The sequence below is a fragment of the Streptomyces cylindrosporus genome (assembly GCF_022698165.1).
GTDB classification, from domain to species: domain Bacteria; phylum Actinomycetota; class Actinomycetes; order Streptomycetales; family Streptomycetaceae; genus Streptomyces; species Streptomyces cylindrosporus.
In genome coordinates this window covers 132,569-144,886 of the sequence record NZ_JALDAY010000006.1, presented here as the reverse complement: position 1 = coordinate 144,886, position 12,318 = coordinate 132,569, and the positions used below count along the sequence as shown (strand labels likewise).

Annotated in this window: 11 protein-coding genes; 8 read left to right on the top strand and 3 right to left on the bottom strand. The window is 71.3% G+C overall.

Features of this window, described 5'->3' with window-relative positions:
- Nucleotides 1–129: 129 nt before the first annotated feature.
- The 8 genes from MQP27_RS20420 (at nt 130) to MQP27_RS20385 (ending at nt 9,619) form a co-directional block, all read left to right on the top strand.
- Nucleotides 130–1,350, top strand: a complete 1,221-nt coding sequence (locus MQP27_RS20420; RefSeq protein ID WP_242766726.1) for an acetyl-CoA C-acetyltransferase — start codon at nt 130–132, stop codon at nt 1,348–1,350.
- Between the two features lie 254 nt (nt 1,351–1,604).
- Nucleotides 1,605–1,937 carry a hypothetical protein gene (locus MQP27_RS20415; RefSeq protein ID WP_242766725.1) on the top strand — a complete coding sequence of 111 codons (333 nt, stop codon included), beginning with the start codon at nt 1,605–1,607 and terminating at the stop codon, nt 1,935–1,937.
- 153 nt (nt 1,938–2,090) lie between these two features.
- A complete protein-coding gene (locus MQP27_RS20410; protein WP_242766724.1) occupies nt 2,091–3,677 on the top strand; it encodes an FAD-binding oxidoreductase in 1,587 nt (528 codons plus the stop codon).
- 106 nt (nt 3,678–3,783) lie between these two features.
- A complete protein-coding gene (locus MQP27_RS20405; RefSeq protein ID WP_242766723.1) occupies nt 3,784–4,842 on the top strand; it encodes an LLM class flavin-dependent oxidoreductase in 1,059 nt (352 codons plus the stop codon).
- Nucleotides 4,839–5,612 (top strand): alpha/beta fold hydrolase, encoded by a 774-nt coding sequence (locus MQP27_RS20400; RefSeq protein WP_242766722.1) that lies wholly within the window; start codon nt 4,839–4,841, stop codon nt 5,610–5,612. Before MQP27_RS20405 ends, MQP27_RS20400 begins: the two co-directional genes overlap by 4 nt.
- Entirely contained in the window at nt 5,609–6,379 is a 771-nt protein-coding gene (locus tag MQP27_RS20395) for an SDR family NAD(P)-dependent oxidoreductase (RefSeq protein WP_242766721.1), read from the top strand. Before MQP27_RS20400 ends, MQP27_RS20395 begins: the two co-directional genes overlap by 4 nt.
- Nucleotides 6,380–6,420: 41 nt before the next feature.
- A complete protein-coding gene (locus MQP27_RS20390; RefSeq protein ID WP_242766720.1) occupies nt 6,421–8,616 on the top strand; it encodes an acyl-CoA dehydrogenase family protein in 2,196 nt (731 codons plus the stop codon).
- Nucleotides 8,617–8,671: 55 nt separating this feature from the next.
- The gene (locus tag MQP27_RS20385; protein ID WP_242766719.1) at nt 8,672–9,619 is read left to right on the top strand and encodes a zinc-binding dehydrogenase; all 948 of its coding nucleotides are present in this window, start codon (nt 8,672–8,674) and stop codon (nt 9,617–9,619) included.
- 90 nt (nt 9,620–9,709) lie between these two features.
- Here the strand turns inward: MQP27_RS20385 and MQP27_RS20380 are convergent, their stop codons facing one another.
- From MQP27_RS20380 to MQP27_RS20370, 3 genes are read right to left on the bottom strand one after another with little or no spacing between them, the layout of a single operon-like run.
- Nucleotides 9,710–10,459 carry an SDR family oxidoreductase gene (locus tag MQP27_RS20380; protein ID WP_242766718.1) on the bottom strand — a complete coding sequence of 250 codons (750 nt, stop codon included), beginning with the start codon at nt 10,457–10,459 and terminating at the stop codon, nt 9,710–9,712.
- Entirely contained in the window at nt 10,456–10,974 is a 519-nt protein-coding gene (locus MQP27_RS20375; RefSeq protein ID WP_242766717.1) for a MaoC family dehydratase, read from the bottom strand. The genes MQP27_RS20380 and MQP27_RS20375 overlap by 4 nt, the downstream gene beginning before the upstream one ends.
- 9 nt (nt 10,975–10,983) lie before the next feature.
- Nucleotides 10,984–12,216, bottom strand: a complete 1,233-nt coding sequence (locus MQP27_RS20370) for an acyl-CoA dehydrogenase family protein (RefSeq protein ID WP_242766716.1) — start codon at nt 12,214–12,216, stop codon at nt 10,984–10,986.
- Nucleotides 12,217–12,318 lie beyond the last annotated feature (102 nt).

Sequence of the window (12,318 nt, the reverse complement as noted above, 5' to 3'; positions counted from 1 at the left end):
CTCTCAGGGTAGTGTGCGCACCGGATGCCCGGCGCGGCCGCAGCCGCCGACCGCCGCGTCCCGGATCTGGAGCGGCCCCCGCGGGCCGGGGCTCCAGTCGCAGCGATTCGCCGTCCCAAGGAGTCCCACGTGACCGAAGCCGTGATCGTCGCCACCGCCCGCTCCCCGATCGGCCGAGCCTTCAAGGGGTCGCTCCGGGGCATCCGCCCCGACGACCTGACCGTGCAGATGGTGCGCGCGGCCCTGGCGCAGGTCCCGCAGCTCGACCCGGGCGACATCGACGACCTCATGTTGGGCTGCGGTCAGCAGTCCGGTGTCTCGGGCTTCAACATGGCCCGGATCGTGGCGGTGCTCGCCGGCCTCGACCAGGTGCCCGGCACCACTGTCAACCGCTTCTGCTCCTCCAGCCTGCAAACGACCCGGATGGCGCTGCACGCGATCAGGGCGGGCGAGGGCGACGTCTTCATCTCCGCGGGGGTGGAGACGGTGAGCGCCTACGGCGGCCCGGAGAGCTCCGACCTGCGTCCCGACGCCCTCAACCCGGCCTTCGCCGACGCGCGGGCGCGGACGGAGGAGATCGCCGCGGCCGGCCGGGTCTGGACGGACCCGCGGGAGGAGGGGGCACTGCCGGACGTGTACATCGCGATGGGGCACACCGCCGAGAACGTCGCGGCGCTGCACGGGGTCGGCCGCGAGGAGCAGGACGCGTTCGCGGTGCGCAGCCAGAACCGCGCCGAGAAGGCGATCGCCGACGGCTTCTGGGCCAAGGACATCACGCCGGTCACCCTCCCTGACGGCACGGTGGTGACCCAGGACGACGGCCCGCGCCCAGGAGTGACTCTGGAGGCGGTAGGCGGGCTGAAGCCGGTCTTCCGGCCGGACGGCACCGTGACCGCGGGCAACTGCTGCCCGCTCAACGACGGGGCCGCCGCACTCGTGATCATGTCCGACACGAAGGCCCGGCAGCTCGGCATCACCCCGCTCGCCCGCATCGTCAGTACCGGGCTGACCGGGCTGTCTCCCGAGATCATGGGGCTCGGCCCCGTGGAGGCCACCCGCCAGGCGCTGGCCCACGCGGGGATGGGCATCGGCGACATCGACCTCACCGAGATCAACGAGGCCTTCGCCGCGCAGGTCATCCCCTCCGTCCGCGAACTCGGCATCGACGAGGACACGGTCAACGTCAACGGCGGCGCGATCGCGGTCGGACACCCCTTCGGCATGACCGGTGCCCGGATCACCAGCACGCTGATCAACTCGCTCCGGCATCACGACAAACAGGTGGGCCTGGAGACCATGTGCGTCGGCGGCGGGCAGGGCATGGCGATGATCGTCGAGCGGCTGAGCTGAGCGCTCCGCCGGCTGTGTCGATATGCGGCTCCGCCGCGGGGCCGCGACGGGACGTCGGTCGTCCGCGGCACGGTCGCGGCCGGTCGCGCGGTCCCCCGAACCGCGGTGGACCTCGCCGGACCCGGTTCCGGGCCCCGCGTGGACGCGCGGAACGCGCAGAAGCGCGGAGACGCGAAGAAGGAGGAGGGCGGCATGACAGGACGCTTCGCGGGCGGGACCGCCGTCGCCGCCGCCCGTACGGCAAGGAGGAGCACATGATCGTTCATGTGGACGTCGGGCGTCGGCGCTGCGAGGTGCGTGACGCCGGCGACCTGAAACGGCTGAGTGTCGTGGTGGCCGGTGAGGCCGCCGACGAGGAGATCGACCGGACCTCGGCACCGCTGGCGCGGCTGCTGTCGCCCACGCACGCGTGGGTGTCCGTCCGGGAGCTGCGCGCCGCCTGCGCCCGCGAGGACGACGCGGACTGGGTGCGGGAGTTCGACGCCATGGTGGCGTTCGCGGCCTCCAGGGGATGGACCGACGGCACCGGCACACGGCTGCGCGCCCACGTGGTCCGCGGCCAGGCCCCGGGACCCCAGGAAAGCTAAACAAAACTACGACGCCAGTCGTGACAATGTCATTCGAAGACGTTACGGTCCTGTTTACGGGCCTTTCCCATCACAACGACGTGTACGCGCAGAGCCGCCTTCCGATGTCGCACTCCTGCGACCGAGCGGGTGAGGCGCGGGACGGAGGCAACCTTGAGCACCAAGATAGTCCCCGCAGGTCTGTCGAGCGCCGAGCTCGAAAAGGCCCTTGACGCATTCCGAGCCGTGGTGGGCGAGGCGCATGTCCTCACCGGTGAGGACGCGCTGGAGTTCCGTGACCCCTTCTGGCACCGGGACTGGCCCGAGTTCGAGTCCTCGGCGGTCGTCCAGCCGGCCTCCGTCGAGGAGATCCAGGCGATCCTGCGCATCGCCAACGAGCAGCGGGTGCCGATCTGGACCACCTCCACCGGACGCAACAACGGCCTGGGCGGCAGCTCGCCGCGCGTGCAGGGCTCCGTGGTCGTGAACCTGCGCCGTATGAACCAGATCCTGGAGATCAACGAGGAACTGGGATACGCCGTCGTCGAACCCGGCGTGACCTGGTCACAGCTGTACGAGGCCATCGAGGCCGGCGGGCACCGGCTCATGGTGTCGACCACCGACCTCGGCTGGGGCAGCGTGATCGGCAACTCCCTGGAGCACGGCACCACGTATCTGCCCTACGGCGCCGACTTCATGGCCCCGTGCGGAATGGAAGTGGTGACCGCCGACGGCAAGCTGCTGCGGACCGGCATGGGAGCCCTGCCCGGCAGCAAGGCCTGGCACCTCTACCGGCGCGGCCTCGGCCCGACCCTGGACCCGCTGTTCATGCAGTCCAACTTCGGTGTCGTGGTCAAGATGGGCGTCTGGCTGATGCCGAAGCCGGAGGTGTACGCGCCGTTCTGGATCCACGTCCCGCGCGAGGCGGACCTGGTGCCGCTGATGGACACCCTGCGGCGGCTGCGCCTGGACCGGACGATCGAGGGCGTGCCGTCCATGTACAACACGCTCACCCTCGCGTCGATCACGGGGGAGCGCTCGCGCTGGTACGAAGGCGACGGGCCGACCCCGGACCACATCGTGGACCAGATCGCGGGCGATCTGCAGGTCGGCCGGTGGAGCGTGCACGGGGCGCTGTGGGACGACAACGTGGTCGCCGACCACAAGATCGAGAAGATCACCGCCGCGATCGGGCGGATTCCCGGTGCACGGGTGCTCGCCACCAAGCACGCGCCGGAGGACATCGCCGGCCTGGAGAGCTTCCCGGACCGGGTGCTCGGCGGGGCACCGAACCTGGAGTGGCTGAACTTCCTGCGCTGGTACGGCACCGACGCCGGCGCCCACACCGGGACCGGACTCGTCTCGGCCCTGGAGGGCATCGAGGCGTTCCGGCTGCACACCCTCCTGAAGAACTTCATCGAGCGGGAGATGGGCCTGGACTACTTCGCCAACCCCATCCTGATCAACGCCCGCAGCTACATCCACGTCTTCGGAGTGATCTTTGACGTCCTCGACGCCTCCGACACCCGGCGCGGCTACGAGGTGTGCCGGCGCGTGGTGGAGGACGCGGGCAAGGCGGGCTTCGGCGAGTACCGCGCCCACCTGGCCAACATGGATCTGGCCCAGGCGCAGTACAGCTTCGGCGACCAGGCCTACCTCCGGTTCGTGGAGAGGATCAAGGACGCCGTGGACCCGAACGGGATCCTGTCCCCCGGCAAGCAGGGCATCTGGCCGAAGTCCTTCCGCGACGGCCGGGACTGACTACCCGGCCCGCAGTCCACGGCGGACACCGGCCGCACACCGGTGTCCGCCCTCCCTCCGCACCCTTCCCACCGCCCTGAAGGTGGCTTTGACAAAGGAGCACCCCGTGCCGATCCAGTTCGGGATCTTCGACCACATCGAGATGAGCGGTGACCAGGGCGTCGAGGCCCTCTACGAATCCCGCATCGCCTACCTCAAGCGGGCCGAGGCGGCCGGCTTCTACGGATTCCACCTCGCCGAGCACCACGGTCACCGGCTCTCGGCCTCCCCCTCCGCGTCCGTCTTCCTCGCCGCGCTGGCCCGCGAGACGACAACGCTGAAACTGATCCCCACGGTGGTCTGTCTTCCGCTGCACCACCCGGTCCGTGTCTTCGAGGACATGGCGATGCTGGACGTGCTCTCCCACGGGCGGCTCGAACTGGGTCTCGGCAAGGGCATCACCAAGTTCGAGCACCTCCAGTTCGGGCACGACCCCGAGGAGGCGTCGGCGCGCGCCCGGGAGATCTCGGCCATGCTGCTGGAGGCCTGGGAGACGGGCATCATCTCCAGCGCGGACTCGGACTTCTACGACTTCATGGAGATGAAGCTCCCCTTCGAGCCAGTCCAGCACCCCTACCCGCCGCTGTGGACGGCCGGCAACGTGGAGGTCGCGGGGCGGGGCGGGCACAACTTCGTGACCACGGGCCCGGTCACCGCCGCGATGCGGGCACGCTACGACGAGCTGCGCGCGGCCAGCCGGGAAGAGCCCGGACACCAGAACCCGCACGTCAAGGATCCGCTGATCGGCCAGACCCAGACGGTCGTCATCGCGCCGACCGAGGCGGAGGCCAAGAAGATCCTCGACCGGGCGTGGTCGTACTACATCGAGTCCATCACGCGGGCCCGCGGCACGGTTCCTCCGCACCTGCAGACCGAACTGCCCGTGATGGACAACCCCGTCGCCCAGGCCGTCCTGGAGCGGGACCCCCTGGAGTCCGGGATGGCGGTCGCCGGAACGGTCGAGCAGGTACGCGACTACTACGTCGAACAGGCCCGGCTCGGACACGCCAACTACTTCGTCCTCATGACCCCGGTCGGTGACATGACGCCGGAGGAGGGCAACCGCACCCTCGACGCCTTCGCCGAGCACGTCATCCCGGCGGTGCGCGAGGCGGTGGACGAATGACCCTCGTCGTCGCCGTCCTCGGCGTGAAGGGCCGGCCCACCGAGGTTCGCGAGGCAGGCACCGGTGAGCCGCTCGTCTTCCTGCACGGCGGTGGCGTCGTCGAGGGCTTCGGCTTCCTGGGCGGCCTGGCCGAGCGCTTCCGGGTCGTGGTGCCGCTCCTGCCCGGATACGGTTCCACCGAGCTCGACCCTCCCGTGAGCAGCCGCCGGGAAGTTGCCGAGCACACCCGTGACGTCCTCGACGCGCTCGGCGTCGAGCGGGCCGTGCTGGTCGGGCACTCGATGGGCGGCTGGCGGGCGGCGCACTTCGCGGCCCTGTTCCCGGAGCGGGTGAGCCGGCTGGTGCTGGGGGCGCCCTGGGGCATGGACGTGCCGGGCCACCCGTCGGCCGACCTGGCCCCGATGAGCCCCGCCGAGCGCCTCGCCGCGCTGACCACCGACCCGCGGATCCTCGAAGGGCGGTTCCCCACCGGTCCGGATCCCGAGTTCCAGGCGGCTCGCGTGCGCGAGCACGAGTCCCGCACCCGGTACGTGCCCGGCGACGGCGACCACGCACTGGCGGACGTCCTGGCCGGGATCACCGCGCCGACGCTGCTGCTGTGGGGCGAGGAGGACGCGGTCAACCCCCTGCCCCAGGCCGCCGCCTGGCAGAAGGCGTTGCCGCACGCCACGCTGCGGACCTTCCCCGGCCGGGGACACCTGCTCTTCCACGAGGACCCGGGGATCCTCCAGGCCGCCGTACACGACACCACTGAGGAGACGGGCCGATGACCGGACGCCTTGAGGGAAAGGTCGCCCTCATCACCGGAACCGCCAGCGGCATGGGCCGGGCCGCCGCCGTCCGGTTCGCCCAGGAGGGCGCGCTGGTCATCGGCTGCGACCTCTCCGAGGAGGGCAACCGCGAGACGGTCGAGCTGGTCGCGGAGGCCGGCGCCAAGATGACCGGCATGGCGCCGGTGGACCTCGGCGACCCGGACGCCGCGCGCGCCTGGGTGGAGGAGTCGGCCGCCGTCCACGGACGCATCGACGTCGTCTTCAACAACGCCTCCGCGCCCCGCTTCGCGCCCCTGCCGGACATGACGGTGGAGGACTGGCGGTACGCCATGCGCAACGAACTCGATCTCGTCTTCTACGTGACCAAGTTCGCCTGGCCGCACCTCGCCGAGCGCGGCGGGGTCGTCATCAGCACCGCGTCGACGTCGGCGTACCTCGCCACACCGGGGCAGGGGTTCGCCGCCCACTGCGCGGCCAAGGGCGGGGTGCTGGCCTTCTCCCGCCAGGTCGCGTCCGACGGCGCCCCCTACGGGATCCGCGCCGTCACGATCAGCCCCGGCGCCATCAAGACTCCCGTCGTCGACCGGAACTACCTGTCCAAGAACCCCGGGGCGGAGCAGCAGCTGATCGACCGCTCGCTGATCGCGAACCGGATGGGCACCCCCGAGGACGTGGCGTCGCTGGCCGTGTTCGCCGCCTCCGACGAGGCGGGCTATCTGACGGGCGTGGACCTCCTCATCGACGGCGGCATGACCGCGCTGTGACCAGCACCGGCGCGCGAGAACACGAACTGCGCGGAGGAACCGTGAACCGACAACGACCCGACGGCAAGGCACCGGGGAGCACGTCCGGCGCCGCTTCCTGGGGCGGCATGGACGCCGACGACCTGGACGCCCTGCGGGAGTCCGTGCGCGGCGAATGCTCCCGCCACTGGCCGGCGGCCACCACCGCCGAGAACGGCGATCTCACCGGAGTGTGGGCGGTGGCCGCGCGGCAGGGCTGGACGGACCTCGCCGGCCCGGAACTCACGCCGGCGGCGATCGCCATGCAGGAAGAACTCGGCCGCGTCGCCTGCCCGCTGCCCGTCGTCGACGCCGCGCTGGCCGCGGGCGTCCTGGAGGACCGCGGCCACGGCTCGGCCGTCCGCGCGATCGCCGAGGGTTCGCTCCGCCCGGTCCTGGCCCACACGGCACGGGACCGGGACGGCGGCGACATCGTCGTACGACACCTCGAAGCCGGCGCCGTCGCCACGCACGTCCTCGCCATCGACCAGGAGGCGGGCCTGCTGACCTGGCACGCGCTGGACGGGGCCACCGTGACCCCGCTGCCCGGGCTTGCCGTTCCGGCCTGGTCCGAGGCCCGTCTGTCCGGGCCGCCGGAGTGGACCGCCAAGCTGGAGGACCACCCCGACCTGCTCCTGCTGCGCCGCACCGGCCTGGCCGCCCGCGCCGCCGCCGCGGTGCGGCGCACCCATGAGCTGGCGGTCGAACACGCCTGTCAGCGCGAGCAGTTCGGGAAGCCGATCGGCTCCTTCCAGGCGGTGTCCCACCGGCTCGTCGACGTCGAGACCGCCCTCACCGCGGCCGGGCGGCTCCTGGACCACGCCATGGTCCTGCTCGGCAGGGGCGATCCGCAGTGGCGGACGGCGGCGGAGATCCACCTGGAGTTCGTCACCGGAACCCTGGTCGAACTCCAGTTCGCTGGCCACCACACGCTGGCGGCGGTGGGCTACTTCGAAGAGCACGAGGCGCCCTGGCTGTTCCGCCGCGCCCACGCCGACCTGGCCGTACTGTCGGCCGCCGCCGGTACGACGAGCGTGGGCGACCGGATGCTCGACGAGGGCGCGCGGCTGCCCGACTTCGAGCTCGGCCTCGAGGCGGAGCGGATACGCCGGGAGGTCCTGGAGGCGTTCGCCCCCTGGGCGGACGGGCCTCCCGCGAACCTGAGCTCGTGGGACGACGCGGCACGGGCCGTCCTGCGCGACCGCGACTGGATCGGCGTCGGCTGGCCGCGGGAGCTGGGCGGCGGCGGTTTCGGTACGGCGGAGGCGGCCGCCTTCTCCGAGGCGATCGCCTACAGCGACCCCCCGGTCGGCAACATCTGGATGGGCGTCAACTCCATCGCGCCGATGCTGATCAGGACCGGCCCGCCGGAACTGCGGGACCTGCTCCTGGACGAGATACGCCGCGGCGACCTGTCCGTCGCCCTCGGCTACTCCGAGCCCGGAGCCGGATCCGACCTCGCCTCGCTGCGGACCCGCGCCGAACGGGTGCCGGGCGGCTGGCGGATCAACGGCCAGAAGCTGTGGGGCACCTGCGTGCCCGACTCCCGGCTGATCGTGCTCGCCGCCCGGACCGACCCGCACGCCACCCCGCCGCACGCCGGGATCAGCCTGTTCCTGGTCGACCTGGACTCCCCGGGCATCACGGTCCAGCGACACCGGTCCCTCGGCGGCGACGTGTCGGCGACGACCTTCTGGGACGACGTCCTCGTCCCCGAGGACCGGCTCATCGGCGAGGAGAACCAGGGGTGGGCCGCGCTGGGCGCCGCGCTCGCCGGCGAACGGGTGCTGATCGGGGCCAGCGTGATGAAGGCACACCGGTCCTTCGACCGGCTGGTGCGGCTGGTGACCGACCGTCCGGAGCTGGTGGTGCCGGCGCGCAGGGCCGACCTGCGGGCGGAGATCGGCCGGCTGGCCGTCCGGCTGCAGGCGGCGCGCGCGTTGGTCAACGCCGCGGTCGAGGCGATGGCCTCCGGTGACGGCGCGCGCAAGGAGGCGCCGATGGCCAAGATCACGGCGACCGAGCTCGCCGAGGACCTGAACGCCACCGCCGTCGCCTTGCTCGGCCCCGACGCCTTCTGCCACCACGGGGCCGAGGGCGCGGTCGGCGCCGGGCACTTCGAGGAAGGTCTGCGCTCGTCGATCATGGGCGTGATCGCCGGCGGCACCGGCGACATCCAGCGCAACCTCGTCGCCCGGGGCATGGGGCTGCCGCGCTGACAGGGGCCCGTACTCATTCGTCATCGTCCGCACTCGCACAAGGAGCGCTGCGCATATGAAGGCATGGCAGTTCACCGCGGTCCACGAGCCCCTCGTCCTGAACGAGGTGGCGGAACCCGTCGCCGTCCCCGGCGAGGTCGTCATCGACGTCAAGGCCGTCGGTCTGTGTCACTCCGACGTCGGCATGCTGGAGGACGAGAACTGGCCCCGGCACGGGAGCAAGAACCCGATCACCCTCGGCCACGAGATCGCCGGTGTCGTCGGCGAGGTGGGCGAGGGCGTCACCGAATGGAAGACGGGCGACCGGGTCAGCGTCTTCCTCACCTTCGCGTCCATGCCCGGCCACGAGCGGGACGGCGGCTACGCGCCCCGGATGCTCGCCCGCGCCGAGGACCTGATCCGCATACCCGAGGGCGTCTCCTGGGAACACGCGGCCGTGGGCGCGGACGCCGGCGCCTGCTCCTACCACGCCCTGGTGGGCGTGGGCGAGGCCCGGCCCGGTGACAAGGTGGGCATCATCGGCTTCGGCGGCCTCGGGCAGATCGCCACCCGGATCGCGGTCCTCAAGGGCTACGAGGTCTACGTCGCCACCCGCAACCAGAGCCTCTGGCCGCTGGCGATGGAGATGGGCGCCCGGCGGATCGTCGGCGACATCCGGGAACTCGCCGACGAAGAGCTGGCCGTGATCGTGGACTTCGCGGGCGCCGGCACCACGACCGCCGCCGCCGTGGACGCGGTCCGGCGCGGCGGGCGGGTGGTCCTGCCGGGGATGGCGGCCCTGGAGACCACGATCAGCACGAAGTCGCTGATCATGAAGCAGGTCACGCTGGCCGGCGCGCTGGGCGCCTCCAAGGAGGCGCAGCGGGGTGTCTACGACCTGATGGCCACCGGCGACCTGAGCCCGGTCACCGAGACGATCGCCTTCGAGGAGATCGCCGCCGGGCTGGCCCGCCTGTCGAAGGGCGGACTGGACGCGCGCCTGGTGGCGCGGTTCGGGGACTGATCCCGTCGGGGGCAGAACGGACAACAGGAGGGCCGGAGCCGTCAGGCTCCGGCCCTCTTCGGTCACGGCGGGGCACTTCCGGCGGGGCGCTCAGCGGACGAGCGAGATCCCGCCGTCCACCAGCAGTTCCTGGCCGGTGATCCAACTGGCCTCGTCGGACAGCAGGAAGGCCACCGCGCCCGCGACATCGCCCGGGTTCCCCAGCCGCTTGAGCGGATAGGGCGCCGCCACCTCGTCCTCACGGCCCTCGTAGAGGGCGCTCGCGAAGCGTGTCTTCACCACGGCCGGCGCCACGGCGTTGACCCTGACCCGGGGACCGAGCTCGACGGCGAGCTGCTCCGTCAGATAGGTCAGTGTGGCCTTGCTGGCGCCGTAGAACCCGATGCCCGCGGCCGCTCGCCGGGAGGCCAGCGAGGTGATGTTGACGACGGATCCGCCGTGCTCGCCCATCCAGGCGCGATGGGCCCGCATGGTCCACGCCAGGGCGGAGACCGCGTTGACCTCCAGCGTCTTGCGGACCGCGCCGAGGTCGAGGTCGACGAGCGGGGCCATGGCGGGGCTGATACCGGCGTTGTTGACGAGCAGGTCGACCGAGCCGAACTCCTCCAGCGCCCTGCTGACGGTCTCGGCCTGGTGGTCGGGGTCGTCGACCTTGCCGGGTACGGCCAGCGCGTGCTCGGCACCGCCCAGCGCGCGCACCGCGTCATCGAGGACCTCCGGCTTCCTCCCGGTCACGACCACCCGGGCGCCTTCGGCGACCAGGCGTTCCGCGACGGCGAGTCCGATGCCTCGGCTTCCGCCGGTGACGATGGCGGTCCGGCCGACGAGGGCCGCGCTCATGGACGGCTCCCGACGTCGTTCGTGCCGGCCGGGGCCACGGGCGTTGCCGGGACCGCAGGCGTCGCCGGGAACAGAAGACTGACCGTGTCGGCGACGCAGACGGGCTTGTCACCGCCCTCGCGTTCGACGGTGACCCGGAGGACCTCCTGGACCCCGCCAGCCCGGGGCTCCAGGGCCACCAGTTCGACACCGGCGCGGATCCGCGCCCCCACGGGCAGCGGCGCCGGGAAGCGCACCTTGTCGGTGCCGTAGTTCATGGACATCTCGATCCCGTCCACCCGGAAGACCTGCCACACGAGCCCGGGGATCAGGGACAGCGTGAAGTATCCGTGGACGATGGTCCCGTCGAACGGCCCGTCCTTCGCGCGCACCGGGTCCACGTGGATCCACTGGTGGTCGCCGGTGGCCTCGGCGAACAGGTTCACTTCGTCCTGGGTGACGGTGTACCAGTCGGAGTGGCCGATGTGCGTGCCGAGGGCCGTCTCCCACTCGGCGAGGTTCCGGTAGATCTTCATGGCTCTCCCTCACCGGGCGTTTCGGGCGGCGGCCTGCCGGCGCAGTTCGCGCTTGGCCAGCGAGTTGATGTGGACCTCGTCGGGGCCGTCGGCGATGCGGAGCGTGCGGATGAGCGCAGCCGACTGGGCGAGCGGGAAGTCCTGCGACAGCCCTCCGGCGCCGTGCAGCTGGATCGCCTTGTCGTAGATCCAGCCGACGACCTGCGGTGCCGCGATCTTGATCGCCTGGATCTCGGTGTGGGCGCCCTTGTTGCCGACGGTGTCCATCAGCCAGGCGGTCTTGAGGGTGAGGAGTCGCAGTTGCTCGACCTTCACCCGGGCCTGGGCGATCCATTCGCGGACCGTGCCCTGTTCCGAGAGGGGCTTGCCGAAGGCCACGCGCTGGTCCGCGCGTTCGCACATCAACGCGATGGCGCGTTCGGCGGAGCCGACGGCCCGCATGCAGTGGTGGATGCGCCCGGGGCCCAGCCGGGCCTGCGAGATCGCGAAGCCGTCGCCCTCGTCGCCGATCAGGTTCTCGGCGGGGACCCGGACGTCGTCGAACACGATCTCCGCGTGGCCGCCGTGGTCGTTGTCCTCGTACCCGAACACCTGCATTCCGCGCTTGATGTCGACGCCCGGGGTGTCCCGAGGCACCAGGATCATGCTCTGCTGCCGGTGGCGTTCCGCCGTCGGGTCGGTCTTGCCCATGACGATGAGGATCTTCGCGTTGGGGTTCATCGCGCCGCTGATGTACCACTTGCGGCCGTTGACGACGTACTCGTCGCCGTCGCGTTCGATCCTGGTGGTGATGTTGGTGGCGTCGGAGGAGGCGACCTCCGGCTCGGTCATCGCGAACGCCGACCGGATCTCGGCGTTCAGGAGTGGCTCCAGCCACTCCTTCTTCTGCTTGTCGGTGCCGAACATCGACAGCACCTCCATGTTGCCGGTGTCCGGCGCGCCGCAGTTGATGATGGCGGGGGCGAGGTGTCCGCTGCGGCCGGTGATCTCGGCGAGCGGCGCGTACTGGAGGTTGGTGAGCCCGGCTCCGTGCTCGCCGGGCAGGAAGAGGTTCCACAGGCCGCGCCTGCGGGCCTCCGCGCGGAGCTCGGCCATGACGGGGACCTCGCTCCAGGCCCAGCGGTTGGGCAGCTGTCCCAGTTGTTCGTAGAAGACCGGTTCCGCCGGCTCCATGTGTGTGCGCAGGAAGTCGGTCAGGTTCTCGCAGAGCTCCTGGGTGCGGGCGTCGTAGGTGAACTCCATCGTTCAGGCCCCCTCGTATCTCATAGGTCCGCACCGACCCTACGAATACGCGGGCAATAGTGCAACGCTTCTGCGCATGCTGCCGTAAATCTGCAACATGTT